Source organism: Streptomyces collinus (assembly GCF_031348265.1).
Classification (GTDB): Bacteria; Actinomycetota; Actinomycetes; order Streptomycetales; family Streptomycetaceae; genus Streptomyces; species Streptomyces collinus.
Genome location: NZ_CP133771.1, coordinates 3,710,116 through 3,728,966, shown reverse-complemented (window position 1 = coordinate 3,728,966; position 18,851 = coordinate 3,710,116). Strand labels below are relative to the sequence as shown.

Here is an 18,851-nt window from a genome sequence, read left to right as displayed (position 1 = left end):
CTTTCGCCCCCTCGTGGGCGCGGGCGGGCGACGACGTGCGGCCCCGGTGGCGTAGACATTGAGGGGCAAGCGCGGCGGCGTCCGGCCGGCGCCGCCGCGCTGTGCGCGGCACCTCTGATCTCGGCATCAGACTGCTACCGCAGTTCAGGAGGCCGGGAATGCAGACGTTCGATGCGTCAAATGTGGTGTTCTCCCGAGCTTCCGCCTCTCCCCCGGGCATGGGAGTGCTGGTGTCTTTGAAGTCTTCTGGGGCCACTCGGGCGCATGGCGGGCATGGGGCAGGGCCGGTCCCGTGTGGCCGGGCTGCGATGCGGCGGCTGGGATGGCAATGATCCTCGCTGACGGAAAGCCGGTCGGACAGCGAGCGCAGCGAGCCTTGATCGAGGCACTCGCCCTCACCGAGCAGGTACCGCCCACCCACATCCGCGTGGCCCCCGGATTCGACGGAGCTACCTGGCTCGACCTCGGCCGCGACGACGGCCAATCCGTCCGTATCCACCCCACCGGCTGGGACATCCGCGTCCCCGACCCCGAGGAGGTGTGCTGGCGGCGCACCCAGCTCACCGGGGAACTCCCCCTGCCCGCCAAGGACACCAACGGCAAGGGCATCGACCTGCTGATGCGGCTGTGCAACTTCGCCGACGCCAAGACCGAAGCCCTCGCCATCGCGTGGCTCATCGGCTGCCTGGAGCCGTCCGCACCCGTACCGGCCCCGTTCCTCACCGGTCCTCAGGGCGCCGGCAAGTCGCCCGCCGGGCGGATGCTCGTGCGGATCATCGAGGGCATGACCGGCGACCTGCGCAGGGCGCCCAAGGACGAAGAGAACATGATCACGGCGGTCGCGGCCGGATGGATCACCGCCCTGGACAACCTCTCTCACCTGCCTCCGGACCTGTCCGACCTCATGTGCTGCATCATCACCGGGGCTGAGAGCATCAAGCGCGCGCTGTTCACCGACGGCGACGTCGTCCGCTCCCGCTACCGCCGCCCGATGCTGCTGACCGGCATCGACGTCGGTGTCATCCGCCCTGACCTCGCCGAACGGCTCCTCACCCTGCGCCTGGAACGCCCCCGGGTGCGGCGCACCGAAGCGGAGCTGTGGGCGGAGTACGCCGAGATCCTGCCCGTCGTCCTCGGCTCCCTGCTCGACCTGACCGTCAAGGTCCGTGCGGTACAGGCCGAGACCCCGACCGATCTGCGCATGGCCGACTTCGCCCATCTGTGCGCGCAGCTCGACACCGCCACCGGCTTCGGGACGCTGGAGGCATACCGGGCCAGCCTGGACGATCTCAACGACGACGTGATCGAGGGTGATCTCCTGGCGCAGACGGTCCTCAAGCACGCCGCCGAACTCACCCCGGGCGCGGAAGAGCGGATGACGTCGGCGGAGTGGCTGCACGCTCTGACCGCCCTCTACAGCGGCGAGGAATGCCGCCCCTTGCCCAAGGGCTGGCCCACCACCGGCAAGGTCCTCTCCGGCCGGCTGAGGCGCATCCAGCCCACCCTGGCCGCCCGTGGCGTCCTGGTCGACTGGGGGCGCACCAGCGCCGCCCGCTACATCGAACTCAGCCGCCAGGCCCCGCCCCCGCCGCCCTGGCAGCAGACCGCATTCTGACCGTACGCCCGGACAGGCAAGAGGAGCATGCCTCGCCCGGGGTGCTCCTCTTGTCGTTTCGGCGGCGACAGCCGCCCTGCCAAGTCGTGCCGCGAAGCGGCCCGTTCTTCAAAGCCCTGAGCGATGACGTAAGACCACAGACACCACCCCTTTCTCTTTCCTAAGCAGGGAAGATCTGCGTCACTGCGTCACCACGGGCCCGTCAGATGGCCACTGACCTGCGGCGAAAGCGGTGACGCAGACGGTGAATCCTGCGTCATCAGCGTCACCCGGTGACGAGCGCCCATGTCATCGGTGACGCAGGGCTCACCCCGCTGCGTCACCGGAAACCGCAGGTCAGAAGCCTGATTGACGCACGTGACGCTGTGACGCAGAAATCCACACCTCGGACAGGCGCGGGCTCCTGAGAAGTCCCGGAAGCAACTCCGTTCGCAGGCCACCTCAGAGGAGTCACCACATGAACTCCCCCCTGCCCACAAGCCACCAGGCCCTGACCGTGCCCGAAGTCATGACCGCGCTGCGGATGAGCCGTTTCAAGGTCTACGACCTGATCCGGTCCAAGCGGCTCCCGAGCTTCACCGAAGGGCGTTTGCGCCGCGTCCCGGCGGACGCGGTGGCCACGTACATGAAGAACCGTCTTGAGGAGGCCGCCTGATGGCGCGCAAGCGAAACCCGAACGGTGCTGGGAGCATCAGGCAGCGAAAGGACGGCCGTTACGAGGGCCGTGTGTACGTTCCACAGCCGGACGGCACCCGCGCTCGCAAGACGGTGTACGGCAACACCTGGGATGAGTGCGACGAGAAGCATCAGGAACTGGTGCGCCGCGCCCGTCAGGGCATCCCGACGCCTACCCGCTCCGCGAAGCTCTCCGAGTGGCTGCCGTACTGGCTGGCGCAGTACGTCGAACCGCGCCGCAAGCTGAGCACGTACGACAAGTACGAGATGCATGTGCGCCGCTACCTAGTTCCTCTGCTGGGCACCAAGCGGCTGGAGTCGCTCAGCGTCGCCGACGTGCGCCGCTTCACCACCCGCGTGCAGAGCACGACTACGGCCGCGACCGCCAAGGAAGCGCACCGCATGCTCCGTACCGCGCTCACGGCGGCCCTGCGCGAGAAACTCATCACACGGAACGTCGCATCGCTCGTCGAACCGCCCCGCGTGAAGCAGCGTGACATCAGTCCATGGACCCTGGAAGAGACGCTGACGTTCCTGGAGGCCGCACGGCGAGACCCGCTGTACGCCGCATTCGTTCTGGCTATCGCCATGGGCCTACGGCGCGGTGAACTGGTGGGCCTGCGCTGGTCGGGTGGGGACCTGGACAACCGGGTGCTGCACGTACGCCAGCAGACGCAGCGCCGACGCGGCACGCTGTACGACGACGACCCCAAGAGCCGCCGTCGGCGAGTGATTCCGATGCCCGCGCTGTGCATCGCGCCGCTTCGCTGGCACCGACTGCGGCAACGGGCAGCGTTCGCGCGCACCGGAATCGCGTGGGACGAGAAGGGCTACGTCTTCGCCACACGGAACGGCCGGCCGGTGGAGCCGCGGAACGTCTACCGGTCGTTCACGCGGGTGGCCGCTGACGCAGAGCTGCGGGTGGTCCGATTGCACGATGCCCGGCACGGCTGCGCCACGCTGCTGACGGCGGCCGGCGTCGCGCCCCGAGTCATCATGGAGATCCTCGGACACAGTCAGATCAGCATCACGATGGACGTGTACACGCACGTCGTGCACGACACGCAACGGGAGGCGATCAGCCACATGGACCGCCTGCTCAGGCGCCGCCGACCGGCCGCCTAGAGGCGACTGCCGTCAAATGATGCCGTCAAAAGGCCCCGGACCATGATCGGTCCGGGGCCTTTTGGCTGGTGCCCCCGGCAGGATTCGAACCTGCGACACCCGCTTTAGGAGAGCGGTGCTCTATCCCCTGAGCTACGAAGGCAGTGGCATCGGACGCAAGCAGCGTCATGCCTGTGGTCTGGGAGGACCACAGGCGTCAGCGTACCGGATGCGGGTCGGGCGGGTGTGGGGGTCGCGTCAGAGGTGTGGGCCGGGGCGGTGGGGAGTCAGGACGCCGGGACGTGGGTGAAGCGCGCTGCCGCGTGGAAGTCCGTCTGGATGCGTGTCGCCGTCGCCGTCAGTTCCGGGAGGAGGTCCGTCACGCACTCCCTCGGGGTGCGGCGGCTGGCGTGCAGTGCCGTGTTCAGGGCCGCCACGACCCGGCCCGACCGGTCGCGGATCGGGACCGCGACCGAGCGGAGGCCCTCTTCCAGCTCCTCGTCCACCAGGGCGTACCCCTGGGAGCGGACCGAGGCCAGGGCCCCTTCGTCACGGGTGTCCGCCAGCAGGACCCTGCCCGGTGCCGTCGCGTACGCCGGCAAGCGTGTGCCCACCGTGATGGTCACGCTCATCACCCGGGCCGTGGTCACCCGGGCCGTGTACTGGATCTCCTCGCCGGAGTCCGACAGCACCGCCAGTGACGTCGACTCGTGGATGCGGGACGTCAGGTCGGCCAGGTGGGGCTGGGCGATCTCGGACAGGGTGGTGCGGGACAGGGGCGGGAAGCCGAGGGAGAGGACCCGGGGGGTCGGTGTGAAGGTGCGGCCGGACGGGGCCACCAGGCCCAGGTGTTCGTAGGTGATCAGGGCCCGGCGGGCCGTCGCACGGGCCAGGCCCGTCGCCCGGGCCACCTCCGTGAGGGTCAGCTCCTCCCTGCCCTCGCCGAAGGCCGTGAGGACGGTCAGTCCCCGGGCCAGGGATTCGATGAACTCACGGCCCAGTTGCTGTTTGGACGCGCCCGTCCAGAGCGCCAGGTCCGCGGGGGGCGGGCCGGGCTCGGGGGGCGGGGTGTCGCGCAGTTCGCGTTCCATCGCCTCGACCGTGGACCGCAGCCTTGGGAGGAGGGTGGTGCGCAGGTTGCGTGCGGTGTGGCGGCTCGTGTGGCTGACCACGCTTGCCACGCTGGCGATCCGGCGGTCCGCTCCCGGGGCGCGGACCGGTACCGAGATCGCCACCAGCCCCGGCTCGATCAACTGGTCGTCCAGGGACCAGCCGTGGGCGGACGCCTCTTCCGTGCGGCGGACGAAGGTGTCGTCGTCGCGCGTGTCCGGTCGGTGGGTCCGTGGCGGTACGGCCGTGAAGGACAGGTCCCTCGGGTCCGCGGCCCTGCGATCCCGCCAGCGCTGCCAGTCCGCGGCCGTCCACTCCGTCGCGAACAGCGGTCCGGGGGCGGTGCGTTCGGCCGGGAGCAGGTCGCCGATGCGGAAGCTGAGGGACATCGCGCGGCGGCGGGTCGCCTGGTGGATGAAGCGGATGCCGTCCTGGTCGGCGACCGCGAGGGAGACCGACTCGTCCAGTTCGTCTGCCAGGGCGTCCGCGTACGGGGAGAGCAGAGCGGGGAGGCGCAGGGCCGACAGGTAGGCGTTGCCCAGTTCCATCAGGCGGGGGGACAGGTGGACGTCCCGGCCGTCGAAGCGGACGTAACCCATGCGGGCGAGGGTGGCCGTGATGCGGTCGACCGTGGAGCGGGCGAGACCGGTGGCCCGTTCCAGGCCGCTCAGGCTCAGCGTGCCGTTCGCCTCCGTCAGTTCCCGCAGTACCGCGATGCCGCGGATGAGGGGAGCGACCGCCTCCGCGGGGACGTCCCCACCCGTACCGGTACCGATGAGGGCAGCAGTCCCCTCGGCCGGCGGCCCCTTCTCGTCGGCCTCCTCGGCCGTGGGGGCGGACTCCTCCGGAGTCGTCTCGGGCATGGGCTTCGCTGGCATCGGTTCTCCGGTACGGCGGCCGCTACGACCATGACAGCCGGTACGCCGCTGCGGCCGCGACGACCGCGACGGTCGCGGTCACGCCCACCGTAATCCGGAAAGGGCGGCCGGGTGGTCGGGTGGTCGGGTGGTCGGGCGGTCGGATGGCCGGTTGGCCGTGCCGGGCGGGGCTGGGTGCCGGGCGATGACCGTCCCCCCCCCAACCTCCCGCGTGCCGCGCCCACCCCCACCGCCCACCCCCTACCCCCTCGTCACCCGCACCCGGTACCCCTCCTCCACACCGCCCCCCGCCGCCCCCACCGCTCCCGCCCCCACCCCCGTCACCTCGATCGTGATCCCTCTCCTCGCGTCACGGAACGTCTCCCCGGGCGTGAACGGCGCGTCCGACAGTTCCGCGTGGACGTTCGCCGCGCGCGTGCAGCCGCCGCTGTCGCGGTGGGAGTCGATGATGGCGACCGGGCCCATGCCCGTGTCCACCTCCGCGTCGACCCGGTAGACCAGGACGCCCGGGCGGCACACCGCCTCGTCGTTGCCGGCGCGGGTGCGCAGTTCGACGGCGTAGCCGGTTCTGTCGTCCAGGGGGACGAAGACCAGCTTGGAGCCGCCGGAGAGGGCCAGGGGCGTCAGGGTGTATTCGGTGGTGCCGGGGGAGGCCGCGCAGTGGACCTGGGCGGCGTCGAGCCAGCCGAGCTTCCATTTGTGCCAGCCGAGGAAGTCGTTGTTGGCCCCCCAGTCCTCGCTCATGATGTCCCAGTGGCCGACCGCGCCCCCGCCCTCCGCGGTGTACAGGTCGGGCAGGCCGAAGACGTGGCCGTTCTCGTGGGGGAGGACGCGGTAGCCGGTGCGGTCGTAGGAGCCGGAGCCGTCGTCCTGGCGGGAGTAGACGAAGGAGGCGTTGGCCAGGGGTATGCCGTCGGCCCTGGGTGCCTCCGGGTTGCCGGCGAAGGTGACGGACAGGACCGTGTCCAGGGCGGAGGGGCCGGCGTTCGGGGTGACCAGGACGTTCAGCAGGTCGTAGGCGCGGAAGTCCACCTTCGGGTCGGCCGCGGCCACCAGGTCCTCGACCAGGGTGCGGTAACCGGGCTCGAACGGAGAGCCCCTCTCTATGCCGTACTCGCGGAAGGACTTCGGCATCCGCAGCCACCCCGGGACGGGGGTCTCGGGACGGTAGTCGAGGCGGCCGTAGGAGCTGGTGCGGAACCAGTCGCGGGTCTGCGGGAAGAACTCGTGGAAGCGGTCCAGGGCGGCACCCTCGCCGGGGGCGTCGGAGAAGTCGATCATGAGGGTGAGGGCGCGGACGGTGCCGGTGGAGCGGGTGTAGCCGGCGGAGGTGGGGATGCCCTCGGACATCTGGATCTCGCGGGTGCTGCGGATCATGCAGGGACCGTGTGCGGAGGTGTGGGACAGGGTGACGGGGCCCGCTCCCGCCGTACTGGCGCCCGGGGCGAGTCGGCCGGTGCCCGCCGAGGTGCTGACCGTGAAGGTCAGGGCGGTCACGCAGGCCAGGGCGGCCAGCCGGCGCCCGGGTATCCGGTGGCCGGGCGGCCCCGTGCCGTCCCGGCGGGGGCGCCGTGGCCGCGGCTGTATGCAAGGGACCTGCAAGGGACCTCCCGCGCCACGGCAGCCACCGGTCTCCGGCTGCACCCTTTCGATCACCCTGCGTCGCGGGGTGAGGGGGTGCGCGCTGGGAGAGACCGATCGTGGGTTTCCCGTCGGTAGGGCCCGGAGCGGCTTGTGAGTCAGGTCACAAACATTTTCTGCGGGAGCGGGAAATACCGGGGACCTACTCCCCGTTTAGCCATGTGTCCGACTGAAACGGGGATGCAGTCCCCGGATCGCCTCACTCGTCAGGAGTACACCGTGCAGACCGCCACCCCCGAAGCGCGCAAGGTGCCCCGGCCTCGCGCCGACGCCCTGCGCAACCGGGAGCGGATCGTCACCGCCGCCCGGGAGATGTTCGTCGAACACGGCCCCGAGGTGCCGCTCGACGAGATCGCCCGCCGGGCCGGCGTCGGAAACGCCACGGTGTACCGCAACTTCCCGGACCGCGACGCGCTCGTCCGCGAGGTCGTCTGCTCCGTCATGGACCGTACGACCGCGGCCGCCGAGGCCGCGCTCGCCGAGACCGGCGACGCGTTCGAGGCGCTGGAGCGCTTCGTGCACGCCGCCGCCGACGAGCGGATCAGCGCGCTGTGCCCGATGATCTCCAGCACGTTCGACCAGCACCACCCGGATCTGGAGGCCGCGCGCGAACGGGTCGAGCGGCAGGTCGCGGAGGTCATGGACCGCGCCAGGTCGGCCGGGCAGCTCCGGTCCGACGTGGACGTGGGGGACGTCATGATCGCCGTGGCCCAGCTCAGCCGGCCCCCGGCCGGTACGGACTGCTTCCGGGCCGACCGCTTCGTCCACCGCCATCTTCAGCTGTTCCTGGACGGGCTGCGGGCCCCCGCCCGCTCCGCCCTCCCGGGCACGGCCGTGACTCTGGAGGACCTGCGCCGGCCCTGACCGATCCGTCCGACCCGAACCGTCCAGCCCGACGACCCGATCCGTCCGACCCGATCCGTCCAGCCCGACCCGTTCCGACCTATCGATTCCGTCCGGCCAGTCCCGGCCGACCGGTTCCGCCCTTCGTTCGATCGCTGCCGCCCGATGAGTTTCAGACCGCCCCACCGGTCTGAACCCCGCCGGTGCGAACCCCACCGATCCGAACCCTGAACGACAGTCCCAGGACCCAGCGGCCGTCCCCGCACGAGCCGTCCCTTTCGTCACCCTTTTCCGTCACGAAGTCCCGAAGTGGGTATCCCCATGTCTGAAACAGCCTCGAAGACGCTCGGCACACCGGCCAGAGAACCGGACGCCGGCCGCTGGAAAGCGCTGGTCTTCATCGCGCTCGCCCAGCTGATGGTCGTCCTGGACGCCACCATCGTGAACATCGCCCTGCCCTCCGCCCAGCAGGACCTGGGCATCTCCGACGGCAACCGGCAGTGGGTCGTCACGGCCTACGCGCTCGCCTTCGGCGGTCTGCTCCTGTTCGGTGGCCGGATAGCCGACCTGTGGGGCCGCAAGAAGGCCTTCGTCGTCGGTCTGGGCGGTTTCGCCGCGGCCTCCGCGCTCGGCGGCGCGGCCACCAACGAGGCGATGATGTTCGGCGCCCGTGCCCTCCAGGGCGTCTTCGGTGCCCTGCTCGCGCCCGCCGCGCTCTCCCTGCTCGCGGTGATGTTCACCGACGCCAAGGAGCGCGCCAAGGCGTTCGGCATCTACGGCGCGATCGCCGGTGGTGGCGGTGCCGTCGGTCTGATCCTCGGCGGCTTCCTCACCGAGTACCTGGACTGGCGCTGGACGTTCTTCGTGAACATCCCGTTCGCCATCGTCGCCGCTGCCGGTGCGTACTTCGTCATCCGTGAGCCGGAAGGCGGCCGCAACCGCTCCCCGCTCGACATCCCCGGCGTGATCCTGTCCACCCTCGGCCTGGTCGCCCTGGTCTACGGCTTCACCCGCGCCGAGTCCGAGGGCTGGAGCGACTCCGTGACCGTCGGCATGTTCGTCGCGTCGGCCGTGCTGCTGGCGTCCTTCGTGCTCGTCGAGTCCAAGGTCAAGGCTCCGCTGCTGCCGCTGCGCGTGATCACCGAGCGCAACCGCGGCGGGATCTACCTCTCCCTCGGTCTCGCGATCATCGCGATGTTCGGCCTGTTCCTCTTCCTGACCTACTACCTGCAGATCGTGAAGGGCTACTCGCCGGTCAAGACCGGATTCGCATTCCTGCCGATGATCGCGGGCATGATCACGGGCTCCACGCAGATCGGCACCCGCCTGATGACCCGGGTCGCGCCGCGCCTGCTGATGGGCCCCGGCTTCCTGGTCGCCGCGCTCGGCATGCTGCTGCTGACCCAGCTGGAGATCGGCTCCTCGTACGCCGCTCTGCTGCTGCCGGCGATGCTGCTGCTCGGTCTCGGCATGGGTACGGCGTTCATGCCGGCCATGTCGCTGGCCACCCAGGGCGTCGAGCCGCGGGACTCCGGTGTCGCCTCCGCGATGGTCAACACCTCGCAGCAGGTGGGCGGCGCGATCGGCACGGCCCTGCTGAACACCATCGCCGCCTCGGCGACGACGGCGTACGTCGCCGACCATATCGCCGGGGCGACCAGCCGGTCCCAGCAGCAGCTGGTCCAGCTGGAGGCCATGGTGCAGGGCTACACCAGCGCCATCTGGTTCGCCGTCGGCATCCTCGTGGTGGCCGCCGCGATCGCCCTGACCTTCGTCAACGCCGGCCGCCCGGGCGGTACGACGGTGGCGCCCTCAGGCGAGGACGCGGCGGACGAGGTGCAGATCCCGGTCGTCGCCCACTGACGCCCGCGCACCGCACCCCTGCGGGCCATCCGTAGGTACCCCTTCGGGCAACCGTAGGTGCGAGGAAGGGGACGCCTCGCACCTGCGGATTCCAGGACCTGCCCGGCGACCGCGTCAGCGGAGCCAGGGCAGGTCCGCACCCGCTTCGGCCGGCTGAAGTCCCTCGGCGACGATCCGCATGATCTCGCCGAGGGACTTCTGCTGTTGCGGGGTGAGCCGGTCGAAGACCGCCTGGCGCACTGCCTCCACATGGCCGGGCGCGGTCTGCCGCAGCACGTCGTAGCCCTCGTCCGTGAGGACGGCGAACTGGCCCCGCTTGTCGTCGGGGCAGTCCTCCCGGCGCACCCAGCCGTTCTTCTCCAGGCGCGCGACGGCGTGCGAGAGCCGGGACCGGGTGATCTTCGCCAGCATCGCGAGCTCGGTCATCCGCAGCCGTCGCTGCGGCGCCTCGGCCAGCTTGACCAGAAGGCCGTAGTAGACGTGCGGCATGCCCGCGTCGCGCTGCAGCTGACGGTCGAGATGGTCGTCGAGGAGGGTGACGCCCTCCATGAACGAACGCCAGACGTGCTGTTCCTCGTCGGTGAGCCAGCGCGGTTCCTGGGGCTCCTGGGCGGAGCCCGGTGTCGGTGCGGATGCGGGTGCCTTCATGCGTTCCACTTTACGTGGCTCCTCCTTGAACTTTAAACAAATGGTCCGTACAGTTTTGTAGGGAACCACGTTTTGGAAGGAGCCGCAGCATGTCCGCCGCCACCCAGGAGCGCATGCCCGCTCTGTACCTCAGCCACGGCGCCCCGCCCCTGGCCGACGACCCGGTCTGGCCCGGTGAGCTGGCCGCCTGGTCCGCCGGACTGCTGCGCCCCAAGGCCGTCCTGATCGTCTCCGCCCACTGGGAGGAGGCCCCGCTCGCCCTCGGCGCCACCGAGACCGTCCCGCTCGTCTACGACTTCTGGGGCTTCCCGGAGCACTACTACCGGGTGAAGTACGACGCCCCCGGCGCACCGGAGCTCGCGGAGTCCGTACGCAAGCTGCTGCGCGCCCCCGGCATGTCCGTCCAGGACGTCCCCGACCGCGGCCTCGACCACGGCGCGTACGTCCCGCTGGTCGAGATGTACCCGGAGGCCGACCTCCCGGTCCTCCAGGTGTCCATGCCGACGCTCGACCCGGTTCGGCTCATGGAGATCGGCCGCAGGCTCGCCCCCCTGCGGGACGAGGGCGTGCTCATCGTCGGCTCGGGCTTCTTCACCCACAACCTGGCCGCGCTGCGGCAGGGCGGCATCCCCGCCTGGTCGGCGGAGTTCGACGACTGGGGCCGGCGGGCGCTGGAGGCGCGTGACGTCGACGCCCTGCTCGACTTCACCCGCAAGTCCCCCGCGGGGCAGCTGGCCCACCCGCGCACCGAGCACTTCGCCCCGCTCTTCGTGACGATGGGCGCGGCCGACGCGGCCGGCGAGCTGGACACGCAGAAGTCCGTGATCGACGGGTTCTGGATGGGGCTGGCGAAGCGGTCGGTGCAGTTCGGCTGAGAGGAACCTCTTGCGGGTGTGCCCGCCAAGGGGCTACAGCGGCTTCTCGTACCAGGCCACGTCCCAGTACCGGCCGAACTTGCGGCCCACCTCCCGGTACGTGCCCACGTGCCGGAAGCCGAGGCGCTCGTGCAGCCGGGCCGACGCCTCGTTCGGCAGCGCGATGCCCGCGTAGGCGCGGTGCAGGTCCTCGCCGGACAGAGCCTCGAAGAGGGCGGTGTAGAGGAGTGTGCCGATGCCGCGCCGGCCGGCGTCCGGGGCGACGTACACGGTCGTCTCCACGGAGGTGGCATAGGCGGGCTTCGTTCGGAAAGGGCTTGATGTGGAGTAGCCCAGAATCTCCTGTGGGTCCGCCGTCGTGGCAACCATCAGGCGGTGCGGCCCGTCTTCAGGGTGGGAGAGCAGCCAAGGGCGGCGCTCCTCCGGAGTGAAAATCGCGGTATCGAATGTGATCGCCGTCTCACGTACATAGTGGTTGTAGAGGGCCGTGAGGGCGTCGAGGTCCCCCTCGACTCCCGGCCTGACCTGCACCTCTGTACGTTCCGACAGCATCGAGCCTCCCTGAGTGGCCGGACAGGGTACTGCATGATCAGAAAAATCGGGGGCCGGGTTGGGAATTCTGTCCTGATTCCAGTCGTTGTTTCCATCGGATGCAGGGCACCCGAGGAGAGTCCGGAGAGTCCCGGAAGACGGAGTCCAGCGTCCGAAGGACCACCCGCTGACCTCACCATCGCAAGGGAGCTCGCATGGCAACCCGTGCCGTCGCCCGTCGTCAGTCCGCCACCGGCGAGACGGCCGACGCGGCAAGCAGTGTTCGCGCCCATGGCGGCGAGATCGCCGACCGCGACCTGGTCGGCATGTACCTCGACGAGATAGCGCGCACACCGCTGCTCGACGCCGCCAAGGAGGTCGAGCTGTCGCAGATCATCGAAGCGGGTGTGTTCGCACAGCAGATCCTCGACGGCCTGGAGGAGAACAAGGCCGGCGCCTCGCCCGAGGAACTGCGGGCCCTGGTCGACGCGAGCGAGCGCGCCAAGGACGTCTTCATCCGCTCCAACCTGCGTCTGGTCGTCGCCGTCGCCCGCCGCTACCCCCGCAGCGGGCTGCCGCTGCTGGACCTGATCCAGGAGGGCAACGCCGGCCTGGTGCGCGCGGTCGAGAAGTTCGACTACCGCAAGGGCTTCAAGTTCTCCACGTACGCCACGTGGTGGATCCGCCAGGCCATCACCCGGTCGATAGCCGACCAGTCCCGTACGATCCGCCTGCCCGTCCACCTCGTGGAGGAGCTCGGCCGGATCCGCCGTGTGCAGCGCGAGTTCAACCGCGAGCACGGCCGGGACCCGGAGCCCGCGGAGATCGCCGCCGAGCTCGGCTCCAACCCGGAGCGTGTCACCGACGTCCTGGACTGGGCCCGCGACCCGGTCTCGCTGAACATGTCGGTGGACGACGAGGGCGAGACCCAGTTCGGCGACCTCCTGGAGGACACCTCGGCGGTGTCGCCCGAGCAGTCGGTCCTCACCCTGCTGCGCAGCGAGGAGCTCGACGACCTGATCGGCCGCCTCGACCAGCGCACGGCCTCCATCATCAAGATGCGCTACGGCATCGAGGACGGCCGGGAGCGCACGCTGACCGAGGTCGGCAAGGAGCACGGCCTGACCCGCGAGCGCATCCGCCAGATCGAGAAGCACGCGCTGCTGGAGCTGAAGAAGCTGGCTCGCAGCACCGGGTTCGACGCGGCGGCGTGACGCCCGGCCCGCGCGGCCGAGCAACGGCCCTGCGCCGGGGCGGCGCGAAACCGGTGGAGCAACGCCCCTTCGCCAGGGGGCGCGAGACCGGTCGGGCAACGCCCCTTCGCGCGGGCGGCGCGAGACCGGGCGGGCAACACCGCTTCGCCGGGCGGCGCGAGACCGGTGAGCGCGGTGCGCGATGAGCATCCGGGCGTACGACTCGTTCCCACCGCCAGTGGGTGACGGACCGTGTGCGCCCGGCGGGCACCGCGTACGCCGGGTGGCGAAAGACCGCGCAAACATGGCGTTGTAACGCCGCTTCAATCCGCGGACTCAGGGAACAAGACTTCTGGGTCCACCAGTTCGGACCCGGGTCACACCCCCTGACCCCGACAGCCACGTCCCGTCGCACTCCCCCCGGCGCCGGGACTTTCCCCGAAGCCGGGCTTCGGCGTCCTTCCCCCCGGACGTCGGGGCCCGGCTCTCTTTCTGGAGGGCGGGGCACCCCGTACCTGAACCACGGGGTGGCCCGCCAGATGGCAGATTGTGTCACATGGGCATAGCCTGCCGGGCGTGAGCAGCACCACCCCGACCCCGCCTTCGCCCACGCTGACCGAGCGGCGGAAGGCCGAGACACGTATGGAGATCGCCCGGGCGGCGGCCGGCCTCTTCGTACGGCACGGCCTGCGCGCCACCCGCGCGGAGGACATCGCCCAGGCCGCGGGGATCGCCCCGCGCACCTTCTACCGGTACTTCGCCACCAAGGAGGAGGCCGTCGCCCCGCTCTACGCGGCGGGCGCCCAGCGCTGGGTGGAGGCAGTGCGTGCCGCTCCCGCCGAGGCCGGGGTCCTGCGGGCCCTGGAGCAGGGGGTGCGCCACACCCTCACCCCGGGCGTCGGCGTCTCGGCGTCGTCCTGGGAGTGGATCCGCGCGCTGCTGCGCCTGGCCGAGACGACCCCGTCCCTGCGCAGGGTGTGGGCGGAGGTGTGCCAGGCGTCCGAGCGGCTGCTGGGGGAGGTGCTGGCGGAACGGGTGACACGTGCAGGCACACCCGGGACGTCCGGCGTGACCGCGGTGCCCGGGGGCGGCGACAACGTTGCCGCCGCGGGTGAGCCACCCGCGGCCACCCCAGAGCTGCGCTTCGCCGCCGCCGTGGCGAGCGCCGCCGTCCGTGCCGCGCTGGAGGCCTGGGCCGCGGGGGACGGGCCCGTAGAGGGCGCGGACGGTCCGGCGGAACTCGCCCTGCGCAATCTCGCGGCCCTGCGGGACTTCCCCTGGGGGCCGTGACGCGACGGCTCACGCCCCGCCCGCGACCCGTCCGCCGGCCGCCCTGCTCAGCCGTGCCCCCAACTCCCTGACTGCTGTGACGAGTTCCGCAGGTTCGTGCACCACGAAGTCGCACTCCAGCATCGCCAGCCGGAGCGCCACCCACTGCACTACGTCCCCGGCGGACCCCCGCAGCCGGCAGCTGCCGTCGTCCAACGGCTCGGGCGTGCCCAGCCAGTGGGGCACCCGGGCGGCGACGAAGTGGGCCGGTGCGGCGAACGTGACGTCGAAGTCGTAGGACGGCTGCTGCCGTTGCATCGAGCGCCGCAGGTACTCGGCCGCGCTCCCCGTCGGCAGTTCGCGCGGTGCGAACCGGGCGCCCGTGGCGAACGGCTCGTCGACCCGGTCGACGCGGAACGTGCGCCAGTCGTCGCGGTCGATGTCGTACGCCACGAGATACCAGCGGCGGCCCGTCGACACCAGCCGGTACGGCTCCGTCAGGCGCCGCGACTCGGTGCCGTCGGCGGCCCGATAGGCGAACCGGAGCCGTTCGTGCCCGGCCACCGTCGAGGCCATGACGGTCAGCGTCTCGGGCGCGATGCTCGGCCCGTCCCCGCTGGTCAACGGGGTGGTCGCGGCCTGGAGGGTGGTCACGCGGTGGCGCAGCCGGCCCGGCAGGACCTGCTCCAGCTTGGCCAGCGCCCGTACCGAGGCCTCGTCGAGGCCCTCCACCGCGTGCCCGGCCCCGGCGCGCAGCCCGACCGCGATGGCCACGGCCTCCTCGTCGTCGAGCACGAGCGGCGGCATGGCCTTGCCGGCGACCAGCCGGTAGCCGCCGTCGGCGCCCTTGGTCGCCTGCACGGGGTAGCCCAGCTCACGCAGCCGGTCGATGTCCCGCCGGACCGTGCGGCGGGAGACCCCGAGCCGCTCGGAGAGCTCGCCGCCGGGCCATTCACGGGGCGTCTGGAGGAGGGAGAGGAGGGTCAGAAGCCGAGCCGGAGTGTCCGTCGTCATACCGAAGAGCATGCCGCACCATTAGGACATGACCTGACCTATTGGGGGTCTAACGTCGAACCCATGAACTCCACCGACACCACCCTCGGCACGGCGGGCGGCGGGACCGACCGCCGGCGCTGGTTCGCCCTCGCGATCGTGATGACCGCGGCCTTCATGGATCTCGTCGACGTGACGATCGTCAACATCGCCATCCCCTCGATCCAGCGGGAGGCGGGCGCGTCCTTCAGCCAGATCCAGTGGATCACCGCCGGTTACGCCCTCGCCTTCGCTGCCGGGCTGATCACCGGCGGACGGCTCGGTGACATCCACGGGCGCAAGCGGATCTTCCTCGTCGGGATCGGCGGGTTCACGGTCGCCTCCGCGCTCTGCGGTCTCGCGGTGAACCCGGAGATGCTGGTCGCCTCGCGGTTCCTGCAGGGCGGCATGGCGGCGCTGATGGTGCCGCAGGTGCTGTCGATCGTGCACGCCACCTTCCCCGCGCACGAACGGGGCAAGGTGTTCGGGCTGTTCGGCGCGGTCGTCGGCCTCGGGGCCGTGTCCGGTCCGCTGCTGGGCGCACTGCTGACCGAGTGGAATCTGTTCGGCTGGGAGTGGCGGTCGATCTTCCTGATCAACCTGCCGGTGGGTGTCGCCGGCCTGATCCTCGGCAGCCGTTTCATCAGCGAGTCGAAGGCGCCGCGCGCCCTGAAGCTGGACCTGGTGGGCGTCGCGCTGGTGACGCTGGGCCTGCTGATGTTGCTCTACCCTCTCATCCGCGGCCGCGAGCTGGACTGGCCGGTGTGGGGGTACGTCTCGATGGCCGGCTCGCTCGTCGTCCTCGCGGCGCTGGTGGCGTACGAGAAGCGCAAGGCCGCGCGGGACGGCTCCCCGCTGGTCGAGCTGTCGCTGTTCAAGGTCAAGAGCTTCGCGGCCGGGATCGCCGTGCAGACCGTCTTCGGGGTCGCGCTCGGCGTGTTCTTCCTGGTGTGGACGCTGTACATGCAGTTCGGGCTGGGCTGGAGCCCGCTGAAGGCCGGGCTGACCGGGGTGCCGTTCTCGATCGCCGTGTCGGTGGCGGCCGGGATGTCGGTGCAGAAGCTGGTGCCGCGCTTCGGCCGCAAGGTGCTCCAGGCGGGCGCGCTGGTGATGGGCGCCGGAGTGCTCCTCTACATCTGGGAGTCCGGGCACTACGGCCTGGACATAGCGCCCTGGCAGATGGCGCTCCCGCTCGTCGTCATGGGCGTGGGCATGGGCCTGATCGTCGCGCCGCTGACCGACGCGATCCTCTCGGAGGTGCCGCGCGAGCACGCCGGTTCGGCGTCCGGCCTGATCAACACCGTGCAGCAGATGGGCAACGCGCTGGGGCTCGGCCTGGTGTCGGTGGTGTTCTTCGGCACGATCTCCGACCATCTGCGGCCGGAGCAGGTCGGTCCGGCCTTCGCGGACGCCTTCCAGAACGCGCTCGGCTGGGTCGCCGGGGTGATGGGCGCCATCTTCCTGCTGATGTTCGCGCTGCCGAAGCGGCCCGCGCAGCATGTGGAGGGCGAGCAGGCACCGGTCGCGGAGAAGGAACCGGCGCTGGCCTGACCGCGGGAAACGGGCCCGGCACCTCGGTGCCGGGCCCGTTCGCGTGTCCGCTCCCGTTGCCGCTGGACCTTTCCGGTCATGCCCGATTGGGTCCGAACCTGTTTACTTTGCGGAAATCTCGGCGTAGCCTCCCGCTGAAACCACACGTTCGGGCATGAGGCGGAGGCGAACGGACATGTACGCACCGGAGCGGCAGCAGGAGATCCTCCGGCTCGCCCGTGACGGCGGCCGAGTGGATGTCGTGTCGCTGGCCGAGGAGTTCCAGGTGACGGCGGAGACGATCCGCCGGGATCTGAAGGCCCTCGACCGCGCCGGACTGGTCCGCCGGGTGCACGGCGGGGCCATCCCGGCCGGGCGCCTCGACTTCGAGCCGGACCTCGCCGAACGCGAGACGACCGCCGCCGACGAGAAGGACGGCATCGCCAAGGCCGCTCTCGCGGAACTGCCCGGTGAGGGCACGGTCATCCTCGACGCCGGGACGACGGTGGCCAAGGTGGCCGCCGCCCTCCCGCTGGAGGCCTCCCTCACCGTCGTCACGCACAGCCTCCCCATCGCGGCCCGCCTCGCCGACCACCCCGGCATCCAGCTCCACCTCGTCGGAGGGCGCGTACGGCACCGCACCCGCGCCGCCGTGGACGCCTGGGCGCTCAGGGCATACGGCGAGATCCGCGCCGACGTGCTGTTCGTGGCCGCCAACGGCTTCTCCGCCGAGCACGGTCTGACCACGCCCGACCTCGCCGAAGCCGCCGTGAAGCGCGCGGCCGTGGCCGCCGCCCGCCGGGTGGTGCTGCTCGCCGACTCCACCAAGCACGGCCAGGAGCACTTCGCCCGCTTCGGCGACCTGAGCGATGTGGACCTGCTGATCACCGACAGCGGGCTGAGCCCCGAAGACGCCGTCGCGATCGAGCGCGGCGGTACGGAAGTAGTGCGCGCATGATCCTCACCGTCACCCCCAACCCGTCCCTGGACCGCACCTACGAGGTGCCGTCCCTCGACCGCGGCGAGGTCATCCGCGCCACCGGCGAGCGGATGGACCCGGGCGGCAAGGGCGTGAACGTCTCGCGCGCCGTCGCCGCGGCGGGGCAGCGCACGGTGGCGGTCCTGCCCCTGGGCGGCGCCCCGGGCGCCCTCGTCGCCGACCTGCTCGACCAGCAGGGCATCGAGGTCGCGCCCGTTCCCGTCGCCGGGGCCACCCGCTCCAACATCGCCCTCGCCGAGTCCGACGGCGTCCTGACGAAGATCAACGCCCCCGGGCCCGAACTCTCCGGCGCCGAACGGGAACTGCTCCTGGAGACCGTGCGCCGGCAGTCCCGCGACGCCTCCTGGATCGCCTGCTGCGGCAGCCTCCCCCGCGGTCTCGCCCCCTCCTGGTACGCCGAGCTGGTCGCCCGCGCGCACGCCGCCGGGGTCCGGATCGCCCTGGACACCTCCGGGCCCGCGCTCCTCGCCGCCCTGCGCGAGCGGCCGGACGTGGTCAAGCCGAACGCCGAGGAACTCGCCGGAGCCGTCGGCCGTCCCCTCGCCACCGTCGGCGACGCGATCAAGGCCGCCGAGGAACTGCGCGAGATGGGCGCCCGGGCCGTTCTCGCGAGCCTCGGCGCCGACGGGCAGCTGCTCGTCTCCGACGAGGGCGCCTGGTTCGGCAGCGCCCGGGTGGCCGCGGTCCGCAGCAACGTGGGCGCCGGCGACTCCTCCCTCGCCGGCTTTCTGATCGCCGGAGGCAACGGCCCCGAGGCCCTCGCCTCCGCGGTCGCCCACGGCGCGGCGGCCGTCCAGCTCCCCGGCAGCGTCATGCCGACACCGAGCGACCTGGACCCGGCGGCGGTGACGGTCACCGCCGAGGTCCCGGCCGACCGTGTGCTGAAGGAGCCGGTGTCATGACGTACGACGAGCAGCGCGGACCGACGCGCGAGCGGCGGGCCCCCTCCCCGTTACCCACCGGCCCCGCCCCCCTCCCCGTCACCCCCCACCGCACCCCCGTCCCCCTCCCCGCCCACCCCTCCCACCGGGCGATACGCGTGCT

General features: G+C 71.2%; 16 protein-coding genes and 1 tRNA gene. 11 read left to right on the top strand and 6 right to left on the bottom strand.

Translation table 11 applies throughout. The features are described 5' to 3' along the window. Nucleotides 1-376 precede the first annotated feature (376 nt). The 3 genes from RFN52_RS16725 (at nt 377) to RFN52_RS16715 (ending at nt 3,415) form a co-directional block, all read left to right on the top strand. Nucleotides 377-1,615, top strand: a complete 1,239-nt coding sequence (locus tag RFN52_RS16725; protein WP_311240971.1) for an AICE element replication initiation protein — start codon at nt 377-379, stop codon at nt 1,613-1,615. A gap of 457 nt (nt 1,616-2,072) precedes the next feature. After that, nucleotides 2,073-2,270: a helix-turn-helix domain-containing protein gene (locus tag RFN52_RS16720; protein WP_184847341.1), complete on the top strand. Its 198-nt coding sequence runs from the start codon at nt 2,073-2,075 to the stop codon at nt 2,268-2,270. Then, nucleotides 2,270-3,415 (top strand): tyrosine-type recombinase/integrase, encoded by a 1,146-nt coding sequence (locus RFN52_RS16715; RefSeq protein WP_184847339.1) that lies wholly within the window; start codon nt 2,270-2,272, stop codon nt 3,413-3,415. The genes RFN52_RS16720 and RFN52_RS16715 overlap by 1 nt, the downstream gene beginning before the upstream one ends. A gap of 66 nt (nt 3,416-3,481) precedes the next feature. Here RFN52_RS16715 and RFN52_RS16710 read toward each other — a convergent pair. The 3 genes from RFN52_RS16710 to RFN52_RS16700 all read right to left on the bottom strand — a co-directional run bounded on the left by RFN52_RS16710 (nt 3,482) and on the right by RFN52_RS16700 (nt 6,969). Beyond that, a tRNA-Arg gene (locus RFN52_RS16710) sits at nt 3,482-3,557 on the bottom strand. 124 nt (nt 3,558-3,681) lie between these two features. Then, nucleotides 3,682-5,382 carry an IclR family transcriptional regulator domain-containing protein gene (locus RFN52_RS16705; RefSeq protein ID WP_311240970.1) on the bottom strand — a complete coding sequence of 567 codons (1,701 nt, stop codon included), beginning with the start codon at nt 5,380-5,382 and terminating at the stop codon, nt 3,682-3,684. Nucleotides 5,383-5,622: 240 nt separating this feature from the next. Beyond that, nucleotides 5,623-6,969, bottom strand: a complete 1,347-nt coding sequence (locus tag RFN52_RS16700; protein WP_184853916.1) for a M6 family metalloprotease domain-containing protein — start codon at nt 6,967-6,969, stop codon at nt 5,623-5,625. A gap of 273 nt (nt 6,970-7,242) precedes the next feature. On the opposite strand from RFN52_RS16700, the gene RFN52_RS16695 reads away from it, so the two are divergent. Together RFN52_RS16695 and RFN52_RS16690 are read left to right on the top strand one after the other, a co-directional pair. Next, the gene (locus RFN52_RS16695) at nt 7,243-7,887 is read left to right on the top strand and encodes a TetR/AcrR family transcriptional regulator (protein WP_184847337.1); all 645 of its coding nucleotides are present in this window, start codon (nt 7,243-7,245) and stop codon (nt 7,885-7,887) included. A gap of 300 nt (nt 7,888-8,187) precedes the next feature. After that, nucleotides 8,188-9,729, top strand: a complete 1,542-nt coding sequence (locus RFN52_RS16690) for an MFS transporter (protein WP_184847335.1) — start codon at nt 8,188-8,190, stop codon at nt 9,727-9,729. Nucleotides 9,730-9,843: 114 nt separating this feature from the next. Here the strand turns inward: RFN52_RS16690 and RFN52_RS16685 are convergent, their stop codons facing one another. Then, the gene (locus RFN52_RS16685) at nt 9,844-10,377 is read right to left on the bottom strand and encodes a MarR family winged helix-turn-helix transcriptional regulator (protein WP_184847333.1); all 534 of its coding nucleotides are present in this window, start codon (nt 10,375-10,377) and stop codon (nt 9,844-9,846) included. 89 nt (nt 10,378-10,466) lie between these two features. Between RFN52_RS16685 and RFN52_RS16680 the strand changes: the two genes are divergently transcribed. Then, nucleotides 10,467-11,252, top strand: a complete 786-nt coding sequence (locus RFN52_RS16680; RefSeq protein WP_184847331.1) for a dioxygenase family protein — start codon at nt 10,467-10,469, stop codon at nt 11,250-11,252. Between the two features lie 33 nt (nt 11,253-11,285). Here the strand turns inward: RFN52_RS16680 and RFN52_RS16675 are convergent, their stop codons facing one another. After that, on the bottom strand, nt 11,286-11,804 hold the full coding sequence (locus RFN52_RS16675; RefSeq protein ID WP_184847329.1) for a GNAT family N-acetyltransferase: 519 nt from the start codon (nt 11,802-11,804) through the stop codon (nt 11,286-11,288). Nucleotides 11,805-11,998: 194 nt separating this feature from the next. Here RFN52_RS16675 and RFN52_RS16670 point away from each other — a divergent pair, with 194 nt between their 5' ends. Both RFN52_RS16670 and RFN52_RS16665 read left to right on the top strand, forming a co-directional pair. After that, complete coding sequence (locus RFN52_RS16670; RefSeq protein ID WP_033314571.1) at nt 11,999-12,997, top strand: sigma-70 family RNA polymerase sigma factor; 999 nt, start codon at nt 11,999-12,001, stop codon at nt 12,995-12,997. A gap of 555 nt (nt 12,998-13,552) precedes the next feature. Further along, entirely contained in the window at nt 13,553-14,266 is a 714-nt protein-coding gene (locus RFN52_RS16665) for a TetR/AcrR family transcriptional regulator (RefSeq protein WP_311240968.1), read from the top strand. A gap of 9 nt (nt 14,267-14,275) precedes the next feature. Here the strand turns inward: RFN52_RS16665 and RFN52_RS16660 are convergent, their stop codons facing one another. Further along, complete coding sequence (locus RFN52_RS16660; protein WP_184847327.1) at nt 14,276-15,259, bottom strand: helix-turn-helix transcriptional regulator; 984 nt, start codon at nt 15,257-15,259, stop codon at nt 14,276-14,278. A 63-nt stretch (nt 15,260-15,322) separates the two neighbouring features. Between RFN52_RS16660 and RFN52_RS16655 the strand changes: the two genes are divergently transcribed. The 3 genes from RFN52_RS16655 (at nt 15,323) to pfkB (ending at nt 18,709) form a co-directional block, all read left to right on the top strand. After that, nucleotides 15,323-16,828, top strand: coding sequence for an MFS transporter (locus RFN52_RS16655; RefSeq protein ID WP_184847325.1), 1,506 nt, complete (start codon nt 15,323-15,325; stop codon nt 16,826-16,828). A gap of 175 nt (nt 16,829-17,003) precedes the next feature. Continuing rightward, entirely contained in the window at nt 17,004-17,765 is a 762-nt protein-coding gene (locus RFN52_RS16650; RefSeq protein WP_184847323.1) for a DeoR/GlpR family DNA-binding transcription regulator, read from the top strand. Then, nucleotides 17,762-18,709, top strand: a complete 948-nt coding sequence (gene pfkB / locus RFN52_RS16645) for a 1-phosphofructokinase (RefSeq protein ID WP_184847321.1) — start codon at nt 17,762-17,764, stop codon at nt 18,707-18,709. The genes RFN52_RS16650 and pfkB overlap by 4 nt, the downstream gene beginning before the upstream one ends. The last annotated feature ends 142 nt before the right edge of the window (nt 18,710-18,851 follow it).